General features: G+C 68.9%; 15 protein-coding genes. 7 read left to right on the top strand and 8 right to left on the bottom strand.

Annotation, left to right across the window (positions count from 1 at the left end):
* Positions 1 to 4 precede the first annotated feature (4 nt).
* A complete protein-coding gene (locus HGB51_RS15320; RefSeq protein WP_070206530.1) occupies positions 5 to 598 on the top strand; it encodes an LOG family protein in 594 nt (197 codons plus the stop codon).
* Here HGB51_RS15320 and HGB51_RS15315 read toward each other — a convergent pair whose 3' ends face one another.
* Positions 599 to 3,481 (bottom strand): bifunctional diguanylate cyclase/phosphodiesterase, encoded by a 2,883-nt coding sequence (locus HGB51_RS15315; RefSeq protein WP_425505388.1) that lies wholly within the window; start codon positions 3,479 to 3,481, stop codon positions 599 to 601. It lies immediately after the preceding gene.
* A gap of 210 nt (positions 3,482 to 3,691) precedes the next feature.
* Between HGB51_RS15315 and HGB51_RS15310 the strand changes: the two genes are divergently transcribed.
* The 5 genes from HGB51_RS15310 to HGB51_RS15290 all read left to right on the top strand — a co-directional run bounded on the left by HGB51_RS15310 (position 3,692) and on the right by HGB51_RS15290 (position 7,884).
* A complete protein-coding gene (locus tag HGB51_RS15310; protein ID WP_070206528.1) occupies positions 3,692 to 4,246 on the top strand; it encodes an RNA polymerase sigma factor in 555 nt (184 codons plus the stop codon).
* Entirely contained in the window at positions 4,243 to 5,187 is a 945-nt protein-coding gene (locus HGB51_RS15305) for a hypothetical protein (protein WP_070206527.1), read from the top strand. The genes HGB51_RS15310 and HGB51_RS15305 overlap by 4 nt, the downstream gene beginning before the upstream one ends.
* Positions 5,188 to 5,249: 62 nt before the next feature.
* A complete protein-coding gene (locus HGB51_RS15300) occupies positions 5,250 to 5,858 on the top strand; it encodes an IMPACT family protein (RefSeq protein ID WP_070206526.1) in 609 nt (202 codons plus the stop codon).
* On the top strand, positions 5,851 to 7,617 hold the full coding sequence (locus tag HGB51_RS15295; protein ID WP_070206525.1) for an ABC transporter transmembrane domain-containing protein: 1,767 nt from the start codon (positions 5,851 to 5,853) through the stop codon (positions 7,615 to 7,617). Before HGB51_RS15300 ends, HGB51_RS15295 begins: the two co-directional genes overlap by 8 nt.
* A gap of 69 nt (positions 7,618 to 7,686) precedes the next feature.
* A complete protein-coding gene (locus tag HGB51_RS15290; RefSeq protein WP_070206524.1) occupies positions 7,687 to 7,884 on the top strand; it encodes a hypothetical protein in 198 nt (65 codons plus the stop codon).
* A 121-nt stretch (positions 7,885 to 8,005) separates the two neighbouring features.
* Here the strand turns inward: HGB51_RS15290 and HGB51_RS15285 are convergent, their stop codons facing one another.
* The 6 genes from HGB51_RS15285 to hrcA form a co-directional block, all read right to left on the bottom strand.
* Positions 8,006 to 9,115, bottom strand: coding sequence for a prephenate dehydrogenase (locus HGB51_RS15285; RefSeq protein WP_070206523.1), 1,110 nt, complete (start codon positions 9,113 to 9,115; stop codon positions 8,006 to 8,008).
* Positions 9,115 to 10,023, bottom strand: coding sequence for a pyridoxal kinase (pdxY, locus tag HGB51_RS15280; RefSeq protein ID WP_070206522.1), 909 nt, complete (start codon positions 10,021 to 10,023; stop codon positions 9,115 to 9,117). The genes HGB51_RS15285 and pdxY overlap by 1 nt, the downstream gene beginning before the upstream one ends.
* Positions 10,024 to 10,099: 76 nt before the next feature.
* A complete protein-coding gene (gene dnaJ / locus HGB51_RS15275; protein WP_070206521.1) occupies positions 10,100 to 11,224 on the bottom strand; it encodes a molecular chaperone DnaJ in 1,125 nt (374 codons plus the stop codon).
* An 85-nt stretch (positions 11,225 to 11,309) separates the two neighbouring features.
* Positions 11,310 to 13,241, bottom strand: coding sequence for a molecular chaperone DnaK (gene dnaK / locus HGB51_RS15270; RefSeq protein WP_070206520.1), 1,932 nt, complete (start codon positions 13,239 to 13,241; stop codon positions 11,310 to 11,312).
* 129 nt (positions 13,242 to 13,370) lie between these two features.
* The gene (grpE, locus tag HGB51_RS15265; RefSeq protein WP_070206519.1) at positions 13,371 to 13,886 is read right to left on the bottom strand and encodes a nucleotide exchange factor GrpE; all 516 of its coding nucleotides are present in this window, start codon (positions 13,884 to 13,886) and stop codon (positions 13,371 to 13,373) included.
* An 82-nt stretch (positions 13,887 to 13,968) separates the two neighbouring features.
* Entirely contained in the window at positions 13,969 to 15,036 is a 1,068-nt protein-coding gene (gene hrcA, locus HGB51_RS15260) for a heat-inducible transcriptional repressor HrcA (RefSeq protein WP_070206518.1), read from the bottom strand.
* Between the two features lie 92 nt (positions 15,037 to 15,128).
* Here hrcA and recN point away from each other — a divergent pair, with 92 nt between their 5' ends.
* Positions 15,129 to 16,790, top strand: coding sequence for a DNA repair protein RecN (recN, locus tag HGB51_RS15255; protein WP_070206517.1), 1,662 nt, complete (start codon positions 15,129 to 15,131; stop codon positions 16,788 to 16,790).
* A gap of 22 nt (positions 16,791 to 16,812) precedes the next feature.
* Here the strand turns inward: recN and HGB51_RS15250 are convergent, their stop codons facing one another.
* A complete protein-coding gene (locus HGB51_RS15250; RefSeq protein WP_070206516.1) occupies positions 16,813 to 17,730 on the bottom strand; it encodes a LysR family transcriptional regulator in 918 nt (305 codons plus the stop codon).
* Positions 17,731 to 17,747 lie beyond the last annotated feature (17 nt).

Below are 17,747 nucleotides of genomic sequence, written 5' to 3'. Positions count from 1 at the left end.
ACCCATGAAGTCCATCTGCGTCTACTGCGGCTCCAACGCCGGCAGCAAGCCCATCTACACCGAACGCGCGATCGCGCTGGGCGACCGCATTGCCCGTGACGGCCTGCGCCTGGTCTATGGCGGCGGCAATGTCGGCCTGATGGGCACGGTGGCCAATGCGGTGCTCGCCGGCGGCGGCGAAGTGACCGGGGTCATCCCGCAGCAGCTGGCCGACTGGGAAGTGGCCCACCGCGGCCTGACCGAACTGGAAATCGTCGGCTCGATGCACGAACGCAAGTCGCGCATGTTCGACCTGTCCGACGCATTCGTGGCCCTGCCCGGCGGGTTCGGCACCATGGAAGAGATCTTCGAGATGCTCACCTGGCGCCAGCTCGGGATCGGCAACAAGCCGTGCGCCTTCCTGGACGTGGACGGCTTCTACGCACCCCTGATCGGCATGATCGACCGCATGGTCGAAGAGCGCTTCCTGCACCCCGACCAGCGCGCCGACCTGTGGTACGGCCAGGACATCGACGCGATGCTGGAGTGGATGCGCGCGTATGAGCCGGCGCAGGCCTCGAAGTGGATCGACGAGAAGCGGCGTACCGCGTTGCGTTGATCACGCGGTAACGAACGTTTCCATCGGCGCAGGGCGACCCAGCAGGTAGCCCTGCCCGTAATCGCAGCCCAGCTGCAGCAGGGTCTCGCGCTGGGCGGCATTTTCGATGCCCTCGCCCACCGTTTCGATGCCCAGCGTGCGCGCCAGCGACAGCACGCCCTGGACCAGCGCGTAGGTGCTCTGCAGGTCCTGGCCATGCAGCCCGGCGATGAAGCTCTGGTCGATCTTCAGCGTGGAGATCGGGAAGCGGTGCAGGTAGGACAGCGCCGAGAAGCCGGTACCGAAATCGTCCAGCTGCACCAGCACGCCGCGCTCGCGCAGCGCCTGTAGGATCCGCAGCGTGCGCGGGCCGTCGTCGAGCAACGCCACTTCGGTGATTTCCAGGCGCAGCCGGCGCGGGTCGGCACCGGCCGCTTCGATCAGGCCGAACAGCCGTGAGCTGAAATCGGGCGAACGGAAATGCCGCGGCGACACGTTCACCGACAGATAGCCTTCGCCACCGCGCGCGAGCTGGCCGATGACTTCCTCATACAGCAGCCAGTCGACCTGTTCGATCAGGCCACTCTCTTCGCCCAGGTCCAGGAACGCGCTAGGCAGAAGCAGGCCGCGCCGCTCGTGCTGCCAGCGCAGCAGCGCCTCATAGCCTACCACCTGGCCGTCGGTGAGGCGCACGATGGGCTGGTAGAACGGCATGAAGTCGCGGTTGTTGATGGCCCGGCGCAGGTCGGCTTCCAGGTCCAGGCTGCGCAGCGCTTCTTCGCGCATGGCTTCGTCGAACACCGCCCAGCGGTCCTTGCCCTGCGCCTTGGCACGGTACATCGCCGCGTCCGCGTCGCGCACCATCTCCTCGCCGTTGCGGTAGCGCGGGCTCCACATCGCGATGCCGAGGCTGCCGGACGGGAACAGCTCGCGCCCCTGCACCCACATCGACTCTTCCAGCGCCACCAGCATGCGCTGGGAGAACTCGCGGGCCGACTCCAGGCCCTGCTCGCACTCGAGCAGGATCGCGAACTCGTCGCCGCCCAGGCGTGCCACCACGTCATCGCCACCGACCATCGACACGATGCGCTTGGCCACCTCGACCAGCATCTGGTCGCCGGCGGCGTGGCCGATGCTGTCGTTGACCAGCTTGAAGCGGTCTAGGTCCAGGAACAGCACCGCGAACCGCAGGCCGTCGCGCGAGCGTGCGCGGGCGATGGCATCCTCCAGGCGATCCAGCAGGTGCGCGCGGTTGGGCAGCCCGGTCAGGGCATCGTGCAGGGCCTGGTGGGTCAGGCGCTGTTCGGCGCGCAGGCGCTCGCCGATCTGGCCAAGCAGCTTGTCGTTGACCTCGGCCAGCTCGCGGGTGCGCTCGTCGACGCGTATTTCCAGCTCGGCGTGCGCGTTGCGCAGGCGCTCCTGGTCGCGCTGGCGGGCCAGGCCGTTGCCGATGTTCTGCGCAACGAAGGTCAGCAGGCGCTGGTCGTGCGCGGTGAAACTGATCTCCGGCGAGTAGCTCTGCACCACGATCACGCCGACCACGTCGTCATCGCTCAGCAGCGGCACCCCCAGCCAGCAGTGCGAGCGCGCACCGAACTCGTTGACGGTACCCGAGGCGCGCAGCGCGTCGATATGCTCGCGCGACGCCAGCAATGGCTGCCGGTTGCGCACGATGTACTCGGTCAGGCCCATGCTGAACGGCCGCGGGGCGCGGGCCGGGTTGTATTCGTCCACCGAGTAGACGAACTCCAGCCCTTCGCCGGATTCGTCGACCAGCGCGATGTAGAAATTACGCGCGTCCAGCAGCGTGCCGACCACGCCATGCACCTGCACGTAGAACTGGGCCAGGCTTTCAGCGCTCATCGCCATTTCGGCGATGTTGAACAGCGCCAGCTGCAGTTTCTCGGCGCGGCGGCGCTCGATCACTTCGTCCTGCAGGCTGTGGTTGGCGCGCTGCAGCTCCAGCGTGCGTCGCTCCACCTGGCGCTCCAGCTGCACCTGCGCCTGGCGACGGTCCATCGCGGTGAGGATGTGCTGGGCCACATAACCGAGCAGGGTGCGGTCGGCTTCGTTGTAGCGCACGCGCTGTTCGTAGCTCTGCACCACGATGGCGCCGCAGACCCGGCCGTCGCGCAGCATCGGCACGCCCAGCCAGTCCAGGCTCTCCGGCCCGCGGCTGGGGTCGTACTCGTCGCTCATCGCCGCCAGCAGTTCGTTGGACGGCCCGCTGAGCGGCTGGCCGTGGCGCAGCAGCGCGAAGGTCAGGCTGCGCGGCATTTCATGTTCTTCGTAGCTGCGGTCCGGATCGGCCACGAAATTGTCGCGCTGGTCGGCGAAGTACAGGAAGCGGATCCGCCGGCGCACATCGTCGTACTCGACGATGTAGCAGTTCTGCGCGTACATCAGCGAATTGAGCACGCGGTGGAAGTGGCGCAGCATCTCGCTCATTTCCAGGTCTGCACCGGCCAGGTCGGCGATTTCATACAACGCCTGCTGCAGCCGCTTGGAATTTTCCAGCGAGCGGATCTGCTCGCGTTGCCGGGCCAGCGCCAACGCGTCCTGCAGGCCGCTGCGAGCCACGCCCCACCAGGCGTCGGGCGGGCTTGCGCCATCGTCCAGCAGGACGTGGATGACCAGCTCGCCGCCCTGGTGCTGCCAGCGGTACACCGCCCCGCCCTGCGGGCAGACCGGCGGCGAGGCCAGCAGCGTATCCAGGAGCGCGCGATCCGAACCGGCCCGCGGCGGATGCCGCAGGCACCCTTCGCCCAGCGTGGCGTCGGACCAGCCCAGGGTGAGCTGGGCGCCGGCCGGCAACAGCGCGCACAGCGTGCGCCCAAGCGCTGCCGATACCGCTGCGCTGCGGTCCTTCTGTCCCGAAGTCGACACTGCCTGGCTGGACAACATGTTCATCTCTTTTGACGCCGGATACCCGGCGCCTCCCCTGTCCCCCGAGCATAACGCGCAAACCGGGGGTGAATGGAAGTCCTTCACCCCATTGCCTGCCCTCGGCCGTTGTTGTGAGGGTGTGCCACCCCTGTCGACGCCTTGAACCCCGCCACTGCCCCTGCCCAGCGCGGCTATGCGCAGACCCCTCCAGCGCTTACTCTGTGCGCCGTGGATGCTGCTGCCCTGCCAACCGACGAGTCTCTGATGCTGGCCTGGGCCGGGGGCGACCTGCGTGCCTTCGAAAGCCTGTATGCGCGCCACCGCAACCGCCTGTACAGCTTCCTGCTGCGCCAGCTGCGCGATGCGGCGCTGGCCGACGAGATGTTCCAGGACGTGTGGCAGCGGGTGATCGCCGCCCGTGCGGGCTGGCAGCCGGAGGCCGCCTTCACCACCTGGCTGTTCCGGATTGCCCATAATCGGCTCAACGACCATTGGCGGGCGATGCGCCACCGCCCGGCCGCGCCTGGCGACGCCGACGAGCGCGTGGCGCGCATGAGCGATACGCGCACGCCGGAAACCCAGCTGTCCGAATTCGAACAGCGCCGCCGCCTGCAGCTGGCCATGGAGCAGCTGCCCGATGACCAGCGCACCGTGCTGCAGCTGCGGCTGGAACAGGAGCTGAGCCTGGAAGAGATCGCGCAGGTCACCGGCGTGGGCCGCGAAACCGTGAAATCGCGGCTGCGCTACGCGATGGACAAACTGCGCGCGGAGTTGAGCCCATGAACCGCCCCGATCCGCTGACGCCGGAAGAACGCGAACTGGCCCGCCTGCTGGGTCGGCCGGCGTCCAGTGCACCGCCGGCGGCGGTGGACGATGCGGTGCTGGCCGCTGCGCGTGCGGCAGTGCAACCGGTGGCCGCAACACCCGCTGCCGAACCGTCTGCGCCTCCTGCTGCGCCCGTGTCCACCACGCCGCCGCGCAGGCGTTCGCGCTTCCCGGCAGCACTCGGCTTGGCCGCCTCGCTGGTGTTCGCGGTGGGCATCGCCTGGCAGCTCAAGCCGGAGGGGCCACCGCCGGCCGCACCGGCACCGATGGCGAGCGAAATGGCCACGGAAGCGCCACCGCAGGCCGAAGCCGCCGCCAGCGCCGACACGGCACCTGCGGCTGTACCGGCCGACGCGCCGGCTGCCGATGCGGCGCCCCAGGAGAAACCTGCCGCTGCGTCGGCGCGGGTACTGTCAGCGCCCAAGCCGGCACCCCTGCCAGCGCCACCGCCGATGCCCGCTGCGGCACCGATGGCCATGCCCACTCCCCCGGCGCCCCCTGCGCCGATGGCGGCCCCGGTCCTGCAGAACGAGCAGGCCGATGCAGTGCAGTCGGCCGACCTGGACCGCGTGGAAGTGACGGGCAGCCGTGCCACCGATGCGCGCGAGCGCGCCAAGCTGGCCGCGCCTGCCCCTGCACGCACACAGGGAGCCCCCGGGGTCATGCGCCGCACCGCACCGGCACCGGTGGACGCGTACGGCGCACTGGCATCGCCGGATGCGCTCACCCGCGCGGTCGATGCCGACGCCGCGCTGCCACGCCGACAGTGGATCAAGCGCATCCGCGAGCGCCGCGATGCGGGCGATCTGGACACGGCGCGGGCGAGTTTGGAGCGTTATCTGCAGGCATATCCGGAAGCGCGTATTCCGGGCGACCTGCGCGCGTTGTTGGATCCGTGATGCGTGCCCGGTAGAGCCGGGCCCTGCCCGGCTGGCAGCAATGCCGCATTACAATAATCCCGATGCCCGATACGCTCGCCACCACCGTCAGCCACAGCCTGGACATCAAACACAGCCGTTTCGTCGCGCACGCCGCGCCGATCGAGGCGGCCGCCGATGCGCTCGCTTTCCTGCAGCAGGTCGCCGTGGCCGACGCCACGCACAACTGCTGGGCCTACCGGCACGGCAACGAGTACCGCTCCAGCGACGATGGCGAGCCGGCCGGCACCGCCGGTCGCCCGATCCTGGCCGCCATCGACGGCCAGGGCTTCGACCGCATCATGGTGGTGGTGATCCGCTGGTACGGCGGCATCAAGCTCGGTGCGGGCGGCCTGGTGCGGGCCTATGGCGGCACCGCCGCCGAATGCCTGCGCACCGCGCCGCGTCTGCCGCTGGTGGCGCTGGCCGAGCTGACCGTGCACGCCGGTTTCGAGGACCTCGGCGCGCTGCATGCGGCGCTGGCGCAGCACCTGGCCGACAAACTGGACGAAACCTTCACCGCTTCCGGGGTGGAACTGCACGTCCGGCTGCCCGCCGACCAGGTCGACCCGTTGAAAATCCGCCTTCGCGACGCCACCCGTGATCGTATCCGGGTGCACGCACGCACCGAACCAGGCCTTGCCCATGACTGACCCCGTTTCCCCGCCGGCCCCGACCCTGCGCCGCCTTGGCAGCCTGGGCACGCTGTGGCCGTTCGTGCGCCGCCATGGCGGGCTGTTCGCGGCCTGGCTGGTGGCGCTGGCGGTGTCCTCGGCGGCCACGCTGAGCCTGCCGCCGGCGGTGAAGCAGATGATCGACCATGGCTTCAACAGCGGCGGCCAGATCAACCGCGCCTTCGCACTGCTGTTCCTGGTGGCGGTGGTGCTGGCGCTGGCCACGGCCGCACGCTTCTTCTTCGTCTCGCTGCTTGGCGAAAAAGTGGTGGCCGACCTGCGCAGCCGCCTGTACGCGCACCTGATCGCACTCGGCGCCGGTTTCCACGACCGCAGCCGCAGCGGCGAACTGGTCTCGCGGCTGACCGCAGACAGCGAACTGCTGCGCAGCGTGATCGGCTCGACCATGTCGGTGGCCTTGCGCAGCAGCGTCACGGTAGTGGGCAGCCTGGTGATGCTGTTCGTCACCAGCCCGCGCCTGGCCGCGTGGTCGCTGGTCGGCATTCCACTGGCGGTGCTGCCGATCATCATCGGTGCACGCCGGCTGCGCGGCATCTCGCGCGCCAGCCAGGACCGCATCGCCGATGCCAACAGCCTGGCCGCCGAAACCCTGGGCGCGGTGCGCACGGTGCAGGCGCATGCGCGCGAGCCGTACGAACGCAGCCGCTTCAACGCGGCGCTGGGCGAGTCGATCCGCGCCGCCCGGCGTCGCATCGGGGCACAGTCGCTGGTGACCGCCACCGCCATCGTGCTGGTGTTCGGTGCGATCGTGGGCGTGCTGTGGCTCGGCGCGCACGACGTGATCGACGGCCGCATGAGCGCCGGCACGCTGGGCCAGTTCGTGCTGTACGCGCTGATCGGCGGTGGTTCGGTAGGTGCGCTGGCCGAAGTCTGGAATGAACTGCAGCGTGCCTCCGGCGGCATGGGCCGGATCGCCGAACTGCTGCAGGAGGACATCGAGATCACCAGCCCGGCCGACCCGCTGCCGCTGCCGCAGCCGCTGCGCGGCGAGATCCGCTTCCAGGACGTGGTCTTCCACTACCCGCAGCGGCGCGACACCGCCGCGCTGGACCACTTCGACCTGCACGTGCGCCCGGGCGAAACCGTGGCGCTGGTCGGGCCGTCCGGCGCCGGCAAGAGCACGGTGCTGTCGATGCTGCTGCGCTTCCACGACCCCGCCGCCGGCAGCGTGCAGGTGGACGGCGTGGACGTGCGCCGGGTCGACCCGGCACAGCTGCGCGCGCAGATGGCGCTGGTGCCGCAGCAGCCGACCCTGTTTGCCAGCAGCGCACTGGACAACATCCGCTACGGGCGGCTGGAAGCCAGCAATGAAGAGGTGCAGCGCGCGGCCGAAGCGGCCGAGGCCGATGAATTCCTGGAGGCGCTCCCGGACGGCTACCTGAGCGAACTGGGCGAGCGCGGGGCGCGCCTGTCCGGCGGCCAGCAGCAGCGCATCGCCATTGCACGCGCACTGCTCAAGGACGCCCCGATCCTGCTGCTGGACGAAGCCACCAGCGCGCTGGACGCGCAGAGCGAGCGCGCGGTGCAGCAGGCACTGGAACGCCTGATGGCCGGGCGCACCACGCTGGTGATCGCGCACCGGCTGGCGACGGTACTGAAGGCCGATCGCATCGTGGTGATGGACCACGGCCGCATCGTAGCCCAAGGCACCCACGCAGAGCTGCTGGCCGAGGGTGGCCTGTATGCTGAACTGGCGAAACTGCAGTTCATCGATTGATGACGCACCGCTAACACCTGCGGTCGCATGGTGACACTCGTCCCATCAGACCGCTGCAGGAGGTGTTGCATGTCGTTCCGTCAGTTTCCCGCTACCGATGCGAACGGTGACGATTACGTCGTCATCGAATTCAAGGATGAGCTGGCCGCCACCGCAAACACCGCGGCCGATCCGCATGTGCGTTACGAGCTGGCCGACGGCCGGCATCTGGTCCGCGATGGCAGGACCTTCCGCACCAGCGGTGGCGAGCTTACCTTGACCACCTGACCGGCATGGTCAATTAATCGCCACCCATCTTGACAGCCTTGCGGTACGGGGGCTGCGCTCGCTTATCCACATGCTTGTCCGCATTTCATCCACACCCCCTGTGGATGAATGCGGCAGCGCGTCAGCGTGGCAGGACCCGGCCGATGCCACTGGCGTCGATCTCCACCGCCGCCCGCTGCATCGCCTGCAGGTCGCTGCCCGGCACGAAGCCCATGCGGAAATGCACTTCGCCACCGGGCGTGCGCGAGGAATGGATCGAGGCCAGGCTCACCCCATGCCGTTCGAACACATGCAGCAGCTCGCGCAATGAGCCGGGGCGATCCTCGGGCAGGTGCACGCTGATCGCGTTGCGCTCGGTCAGGTCGGCCAGCAGGTAACCGACCCGTTCGAAGGTGTAGTTGCCGTCGGCCAGCAGCGCGGCGCCCTGGTGTTCGCGGTTGTCGGCGAGCAGCTGCTGGCGGAACGCGGCGCGCGCTGCGTCATCGCCCTGCTCCACCTGGCTGCGCAGCGTCTGCAGCTGGGCCAGCAGCCGGTCCAGCATCGGCGCCACGTGCGGATTGCCGAACTGGATGTCCTCGTAGATGGCCGGGTTGAGCGACAGGATGCGCGCGATGATCGCGGTATCCAGCTCGAACGAGGCCGACCGGTATGGCATCAGGTCCTGCAGCGGGCCCAGCAGCTCGGCGTAGTCGCGCAGCACGCCGGCCTGGGCCAGGTGGGTGGCATGCACCATCGCCTGCACCAGCGCCATGACCTGGTCGTGGTGCTCGGGCGTGGCGCGCACGCATTCGGCTTCCAGCGCGGCGCACAGCTGCGCCACCCACGGCTGCCACGCCGACAGGCGCGCCTCGCACACCACCATCACCCTGCCCTTCAGCGTCGGCGCCTTGGGCGGGGCGGTCATCGGGTGCAGGCCTGCCACCTCCGCCTGCGACCGCAGCATCGCCGCGACCGGTTCGCTCTTGACCGAGGTGACGTCCAGCCACAGGCGTCCGGCCTCACGGCCCGCCGAGCGCTGCACGTATTCGGCAATCAACGCCGGGGTGTGCCGGATCGGCGCGGAGAACACCAGCACCTGCGCGCGTTCCAGCAGCAGTTCGGGACCGTCGGACGCCGGATCGGCCGGGTCGTGGCCGATCACCTCCAGCCCCATGCGCTGCTCGAGGAAGGTGCGCAGCCAGCGCCCGTAGGCACCGGCGCTGCCAACGATGCCGACCACCGGACGCTGCATCACGCGATCCGCTCGGCGGTGAAACGGTGCGGCTGCGCCAGCGCCGCCGGTGCGGCTGCGAGCACATCGAATTCTTCGTGGTCGTTGGCCAGGGTCGCTTCCAACGCGGCATGCACGCCGGAAATCGAGCGCGACAGGGCCTGCTCGAAGCGCTCGCCGCGCAGCAGGAAGGCGACCAGCAGCGACATCAGCACGTCGCCGGTGCCGGCCACGTCGACCGGCAGGTGCGGCGAGGACCAGCGCCAGACGGCGTCGCGGCTGACCGCCAGGGTCACCAGTTCGCCCGGATCGCCGCCCACGCTGTGCGCCAGCACCCATTCCGGCCCGCGCTGCAGCAGCGCGCGCGAGGCCGCGATGGCGTCGGCTTCGGCCAGGCTTGGCAGGCCGGTCAGACGACCCAGTTCGAATGCATTGGGCGTGACCAGCCATGCATGCGGCAGCAGGCGTTCGGCGAAGATGGTTTCCAGCCCCGGCTCCACGTAGGGACCGGTATGGGTGTCGCCGATCACCGGGTCCAGGCAGTAGCGCAGCTGCGGCGAGGCCGGCAGCACGCGTTCGAGCCAGTCGGCGAACGCCGCACCGTTGCCGACACTGCCGAAGTAGCCGGACACCAGCATCTTCGCGCGCGCCGGCAGGCCTCGCTCTTCCGCGCCCAGCAGCAGGTCGGCGAACCAGTCGGCCGGCAGCACGCGGCCGCGCGTGGTCGGATAGAACGGCGCATTGCTGAGCAGCGTGGTCGGCACTTCGGCCACGCGCACGCCGAGGGCGCGCAGCGGCGGCACGGCGGCGCTGTTGCCGGCATGGCCGTACACGAGCTGCGATTGAACCGAGATGACGTCGACCGGCGACGGACCGTCCGGGCGCTGGCGGCGACCGTGGACCAGGTGGCTTTCGAGGGAATCGTTCATCAGGGGATTTTAGCGCCGCAGACACGAAAACACCGGGACATGCCCGGTGTTTTTGTGTTGCAGGTGAAACGATCGGTTACGAGGTCATGCGGTCCCAGAAACCTTTCACGCCGTCCATGAAGGTGGCCGACTTCGGCGAATGCTTGCGCGCTTCCTCGCCGGTGAAGGTGGTTTCGAACTGCTCGAGCAGCTTGCGCTGTTCGCTGGTCAGGTTGACCGGGGTTTCCACCACAACGCGGCAGTACAGGTCGCCTTCGCTGCGGCTGCGCACCGAACGCACGCCCTTGCCGCGCAGGCGGAACAGCTTGCCGGTCTGGGTTTCGGCCGGGATGCGAATTTCCGCATAACCGCCCAGGGTCGCCACGCGCACGGTGTCGCCGAGTGCGGCCTGCGAGATGCGGATCGGCACTTCGCAGTGCAGGTCGTCGCCATCGCGCTGGAAGATTTCGTGCTCGCGCACGCGCACTTCCACGTACAGGTCGCCCGGCGGCGTACCGGCCGGACCTGCCTCGCCCTCGCCGGCCAGGCGGATGCGGTCGCCGGTGTCGACGCCGGCAGGCACCTTCACCGACAACACCTTGTCTTCCTCCACGCGACCGTTGCCGTGGCAGGTCTTGCAGGGGTTCTGGATGATCTGGCCACGCCCGTTGCAGTTGTGGCAGGCCTGCTGCATGGCGAAGATGCCGCGCTGGATGCGCACCTGGCCACGGCCCTGGCACACGCTGCAGGTTTCGACCTTGCCATCGTCCGACCCACTGCCGTGGCAGTCGTCGCACTCGGACAGGGTCGGAATGTCGATGCGGCGCTCGATGCCGCGCACCGCTTCTTCCAGGTCCAGCTCCATCACGTAGCCGATGTCGGCGCCGCGACGGGCCTGGCGCGGACCACCACCGGCGCCACCGAAGATGTTGCCGAAGATGTCCCCGAAGATGTCGCCCATGTCCGGACCGCCCGGACCACCACCGCCCATGCCGTGCTCGAACGCGGCGTGGCCGTGGGCGTCGTACATGCGGCGCTTGTTGGCATCGGACAGGGTTTCGTAGGCTTCCTTGCACTCCTTGAAGGAGGCTTCGGCCGCGCTGTCGCCCGGATTGCGGTCAGGGTGGTACTTCATCGCACAACGGCGATAGGACTTCTTCAGTTCTTCTTCGGTCGCGGTGCGGGAAACACCCAGCACCTCGTAGTAGTCGCGCTTGCTCATGGTTTGAATCGGGTTCCGGCAGTCAGGCGTTCATGGATACGACAACGGGACGTTGCCTGCGCAACGTCCCGTCTTGGCGTCCGGATCAGGACTTCTTGTCGTCCTTGACTTCGGTGAACTCGGCGTCCACCACGTCGTCCTGCGCGCCGCCGTTGCCACCGGCACCGGCGTCGGCACCCGGGGCACCGCCCTGGTCACCGGCCGAAGCCGCAGCGAACAGCGCCTGGCCGGCTTCTTCCAGTGCCTTCGACTTGGCTTCGATCTGCGCCTTGTCGTCGCCCTTCATCGCCGTTTCCAGGTCGGCCAGCGCCGACTCGACCTTGCCGATGACGTCGCCACCGACCTTGCTGCCGTGTTCGGTGATCGCGGTACGGGTACCGTGGATCAGCGCGTCAGCCTGGTTGCGGGCCTGGACCAGCTCGTGGAACTTCTTGTCTTCTTCGCGGTTGGCTTCCGCGTCGGCGACCATGCGTGCGATCTCGTCCTCGGACAGACCCGAACCGGCCTTGATCTCGACCTTCTGTTCCTTGTTGGTCTTCTTGTCCTTGGCCGACACGTGCAGGATGCCGTTGGCGTCGATGTCGAAGGACACTTCCACCTGCGGCAGGCCACGCGGGGCCGGCTCGATGCCGGAGAGGTCGAACTTGGCCAGCGACTTGTTGTAGCGGGCCTGTTCGCGCTCACCCTGCAGCACGTGCACGGTCACGGCCGACTGGTTGTCCTCGGCGGTGGAGAACACCTGCGACGCCTTGGTCGGGATGGTGGTGTTCTTTTCGATGATCTTGGTGAACACGCCGCCCATGGTTTCGATGCCCAGCGACAGCGGGGTCACGTCCAGCAGCAGCACGTCCTTGACGTCGCCGCCCAGCACGCCGCCCTGGATCGCAGCACCCAGTGCCACGGCTTCGTCCGGGTTGACGTCCTTGCGCGGTTCCTTGCCGAAGAACTCGGTGACCGCCTGCTGCACCTTCGGCATGCGGGTCTGGCCGCCGACCAGGATCACTTCGCTGATGTCGCTCGAACGCAGGCCGGCATCGTTCAGCGCGATGCGGCACGGCTCGATCGACTTCTTGATCAGGTCTTCGACCAGCGCTTCCAGCTTGGCGCGGGTCAGCTTGATGTTCAGGTGCTTCGGACCCGAGGCATCGGCGGTGACGTACGGCAGGTTCACTTCGGTCTGCTGGCTGGTCGAGAGCTCGATCTTGGCGCGCTCGGCCGCGTCCTTTAGGCGCTGCAGGGCCAGCGGATCCTTGCGCAGGTCGATGCCCTGGTCCTTGTTGAACTCGTCCACCAGGTATTCGATGACGCGGTTGTCGAAGTCTTCGCCGCCCAGGAAGGTGTCGCCGTTGGTGGCCAGCACTTCGAACTGCTTCTCACCGTCGACGTTGGCGATTTCGATGATCGACACGTCGAAGGTGCCGCCGCCCAGGTCGTACACGACGATCTTGCGGTCCTTGCCGTCGCCCTTGTCTAGGCCATAGGCCAGGGCCGCGGCGGTCGGCTCGTTGATGATGCGCTTCACTTCCAGGCCCGCGATGCGGCCGGCGTCCTTGGTCGCCTGGCGCTGGCTGTCGTTGAAGTAGGCCGGCACGGTGATCACGGCCTCGGTGACGGTCTCACCCAGGAACGCTTCGGCGGTCTTCTTCATCTTCTCCAGCACGCGGGCGGAGATTTCCTGCGGGGCCATCTTCTTGGCGTCGCTGGTCTGCACCCAGGCGTCGCCGTTGTCGTGGGCCAGGATGCCGTAGGGCACGTGCGCGATGTCCTTCTGGACTTCAGCGTCGGTGAACTTGCGGCCGATCAGGCGCTTGACGGCGTAGAAGGTGTTCTTCGGGTTGGTCACGGCCTGGCGCTTGGCCGAGGCGCCGACCAGCACTTCGCCGTCCTTGGTGTAGGCGACGATGGAAGGCGTGGTGCGGTCGCCCTCCGAATTCTCGATGACGCGGGCCTTGCCGCCGTCCATGATCGCCACGCACGAGTTGGTGGTGCCGAGGTCGATACCAATGATCTTGCCCATGGGGGAGACTCCTGAAATGTGGGAAACGTCCGGCAGCTGCCGGGTTATGAATGGGATGTGTGGGACGCAGTTGTCACTTTCAAGCCATGAATCGGACGCTGTGTCCGATCACGACCAAACACGTTCAGGTCAGTCGCGGGCGACCACGACCAGGGCCGGGCGCAGCAGGCGGTCGTTGAGCTGGTAGCCCTTCTGGAACACCTGGACCACGCTGCCCGGGGCGGCGCCGGGGGCGTCGACCTGGCTGATCGCCTGGTGGTGTTCGGGGTTGAACGGCTGGCCGGTCGGGTCGAGCAGGGTCAGGCCGTTGTCGGCGGCGACTTTGAGCAGCTGCTTGTAGGTCAGCTCCAGGCCTTCGCGCAGCGGGCTCGGCTCGGCACCGGCGGCGTTGAGCCCGGCGTCCAGGCTGTCGAACACGGGCAGCAGCTCGCCCAGCAGCTTTTCATTGGCGAAGCGGCGCGCCTGTTCGACGTCGCGGGCCACGCGCTTGCGCTGGTTGTCCAGGTCGGCGCGCTCACGCAGCGACTCGGACCGGAGCAGGGCCAGCTCGTTGTGCAGGCTGTCCAGCTGCTGCTGCAGGGAATCGCCCGGGGCGGCGTCGCCGGCCGGGGCCTGGGATGCGATATCGGCGTTATCTTGGTTCATTGTCGGATCCTTGGCGGTGACTCTCCGCCTCCACCCACCCCTATGTGGGCGGTCGGACCCGATTCAAGAGCAAAAAGCGCGTTTATCCGCGATCGCGGGACAATCCGGCGCCGCCTGGCGAATCCAGCGCCGCGCCCAGCACCTGGGCGGTGGCTTCGACCAGCGGGATCATGCGGTCGTAGGCCATCCGCTTCGGGCCGATCACGCCCAGCACGCCCAGCACCTGGCCGCCGGCCGAATACGGCGCGGTGACCAGCGAAATGTTCTCCAGCGGCATCACCCCGGTCTCCTCGCCGATGAAGATGCGCACGCCCGGGGCCTGGATGGTGCGCTCCAGCAGCTGCAGGATCTCGCGCTTGCTGGCGAACAGGTCGAACAGTTCGCGCAGCCGGTCCAGGTCGGACAGGTCCTGCACCCCCATCAGCCGGGTCTGCCCGGCCAGCACGATATCGTCGGCCGGCGGCGCCATGGCCTGCTCGGCCAGCTCCACGCTGTGCGCCAGCAGCTGTTCCATCTCCGAGCGCGCGTCGCGCAGCTCGACCAGCAGCCTTGAACGGATCTCGGACAGCGGCCGCCCTGCACAGTGGGCATTGAGGTAGTTGGCGACCTGCTCCAGCTCGGCCGGCTCCCAGCTGCGCCGGGGTTCGATCACCCGGTTCTGCACCTCGTTGTCGGCGAACACCAGGATCGCCAGGACCCGGCGCGCGTCCAGCGCCACGAAATCGATATGCCGGAACGCGAACTGTTCGCGCTTGGGCGCACCGACCACGCCGACGAAGTGGCTCATCGCCGAGAGCAGTTCCGACGCGCTGCCCAGCAGGGCCTGGGTGCCCGCCCCGCTCGAGAGCTCACTGCGCAGCCGGCTCAGCTCGCCCTCGCCCGGCGGCTGCATCTTGACCAGGCTGTCCACGAACACCCGGTAGCCGTGCGCGGTGGGCACGCGCCCGGCCGAGACGTGCGCCGAGCTGAGCAGGCCGAGGTCTTCCAGGTCGCCAAGGATGTTGCGGATGGTCGCCGGGCTCACGTCCAGCCCGGCCAGCCGCGCCAGGGTCTGCGACCCGACCGGCTCGCCATCCTGGATATGGCGCGCGATCAGCGTCCGCAGCAGGTGGCGGGCGCGCGGGGCGAGATGGGGCGCGGACGGGTGCATGGAATCAACCTGTGAGACGCGGGACTGGATAATGACAGGAGCACGGCCTGCCCCTCCCATGCTAGCGTTGCGCGGCTCAAGAAACGAACACCATGCTCAGACATCTATCGATCAAGGATTTTGCCGTGGTCCGCGCCACCGAACTGGAGTTCGGCGCGGGCATGACCGTGGTTTCCGGCGAGACCGGCGCAGGCAAGTCGCTGATGGTCGACGCGCTGGGCTTCCTGTCCGGCCTGCGCGCCGACAGCGGCGTGGTCCGCCACGGCGCGGCGCGCGCCGAGCTGTCGGCCGAATTCGCCCCCGGCGACGACGCCCCGGCCCGGCGCTGGCTGCGCGAGAACGAGCTGGACGACGACGAACAGTGCCAGCTGCGCCGGATCATCCGCGCCGACGGCGGCTCGCGCGCCTGGATCAACGGGCGCCCGGTGACCCTCTCGCAGCTGAGCGAACTGGCCGGCATGCTGGTCGAGATCCACGGCCAGCACGAGCAGCAGGCGCTGCTGGCGCGGCCGTCGCAGCTGGCCCTGCTGGACGCCTATGCGCGCAATGACGCCGAACGCGCCCAGGTGCGCCAGGCGGCCGCGCGCTGGCAGGCACTGGTGGACGAAGCCGACGCGCTCTCGCGCCAGGGCGATGTCAGCGACCGCATCGGCTTCCTCGAACACCAGCTCGGCGAACTGCAGCGCGAAGACCTGGAGCCGGCGTCGATCGCCGCGCTCGGCAGCAGCCACCGCCGCCAGGCCCATGCGGGGGCGCTGGTCAGCGCCTGCGACGTGGCCGCCGCACGCCTCAATGGCGACGATGACGTGTCGGTGCTGCAGCTGCTGCAGCAGACCCGGCACGACCTAGCACGCGTGGCCGAGCACGACGCCCGGCTGGGCGAGGTGGACGCGCTGCTGGACAGCGCGGTGATCCAGCTGCACGAAGCCCTGGCCCTGCTCGACCGCGTCCACGACGACCTGGACGCCGACCCCGAGCAGTTCGAGGACATCGAACGCCGGCTGGGCCGCCTGCACGACCTGGCCCGCAAGCACCGCGTGCCGATGGAAGGCCTGGCCGAGCACCGCGACGCAATGGAGGCCGAGGTTGAGCAGCTGCGCGGCGCCGACACCCGCCTGCAGGCGCTGGCCGGCGAGATCGAGCGCGCCGCCGGGCAGTGGCAGGCTGTGGCCGCCACCCTCAGTACCAGCCGCAGCACGGCCGCCAAGGCCTTGTCGGAGACCACCACCACCCTGATCGGCGAGCTCGGCATGGGCGGCGGCCAGTTCCTGATCGAGATCGAACCGCACGCGGCGGCCAAGCCGGACCCGAACGGGGCCGAGCGGGTCGAATTCCTGGTCGCGGCCAACGCCGGGCAGCCCCCGCGCGCACTGCGCAAGGTCGCCTCCGGCGGCGAGCTCTCGCGCATCTCGCTGGCGATCGAAGTGGCCGCGCTGGGCCTGGACGCGGTACCGACCATGGTCTTCGACGAAGTCGATTCCGGCATCGGTGGCGCGGTGGCCGACATCGTCGGCCAGAAACTGCGTGCGCTGGGAGAAAAGCGCCAGGTGCTGTGCGTCACCCACCTGCCGCAGGTCGCCTCCAAGGGCCACGCCCACTACCGGGTCAGCAAGGCCCCGGTGGAAGGCATGACCCAGAGCGCGGTCGAAAAGCTGGACGCCCGCGCCCGCGAAGAAGAACTGGCACGCATGCTCGGCGGCGTGGAAGTCACCAAGGAAGCCCGGGCCGCCGCCCGCAAGCTCCTCCAGGCGTAGAGCGGGGCTCTGCCCCGCTGCTTCACCCCACAGGCGCCCCCAGATCCACCCGCTCCACCAGAAAATCCAACAACGCCCGCACCCGCAGCGGCAGGTACCCCCCCTGCCCCACGAACACCGCATGCACCTCCTCGCGGTCGCCGGGATTGGCGTCCTCCAGCACCGGCACCAACCTTCTGGCCGCCACATCGGCCTGCACCTGGAACGCCGCCAACCGGGCCAGCCCCAGCCCGGCCACCACCAGCCGACGCAACGCCTCGCCATCGCTGGCGCGCGCATTGCCGCTGGGCGGCACCACCTGTACCTGCCCCCCATGCAGTACCGGCCAACCGGTCTGCGCCCGCGCATGGCCGATATCCAGCCGGTTGTGCGCCAGCAGTTCCACCGCATCGCGCGGCAGCCCATGCCGTGCCGCATAGCCCGGCGCGGCCACGATCATCATCCGGGTCGACCCCAGCTGCCGGGCGACCAGGCTCGAGCTCTTCAACGGCCCGGCCCCCACCGCCACGTCGGTGCGCTGCTCGAGCAGGTCGATCACCTCGTCGGTCAGCACCAGGTCCACGCCCACCTGCGGATGCCGCTCCAGGAACGCCGGCAGCAGCGGCAGCAGGAAGTGGTGCCCGAACGGCACGTTGCTGTTCACCCGCAGCCGCCCCCGCGGTTCGGCATGCGCGCTGGCACAGCGCTCGGCCTCGTCCAGGTCGGCCAGCACGCGCAGGCCGCGCTCGTAGAAAGCGCAGCCCTCAGGCGTGAGCTGGAGTTGGCGGGTCGATCGCTGCAGTAGGCGCGTACCCAGCCGCTGCTCCAGCCGCGCCACCAGCTTGCTGACCGCCGAAGGCGTCATGTCCAGCGCGCGCGCCGCCGCCGAAAAACTGCCGGCCTCGATCACCCGCACGAAGATCTCCAGCTGGCCGGAACGGTTGATGTCAGGCGTCGGCATTGGCGAATCCAGTTCAC

The organism is Stenotrophomonas bentonitica (genome assembly GCF_013185915.1).
In the GTDB taxonomy this organism is placed as follows: domain Bacteria; phylum Pseudomonadota; class Gammaproteobacteria; order Xanthomonadales; family Xanthomonadaceae; genus Stenotrophomonas; species Stenotrophomonas bentonitica.
The sequence above is the reverse complement of the archived record's forward strand: the minus strand, read 5'-3'. Positions and strand labels throughout refer to the sequence as shown.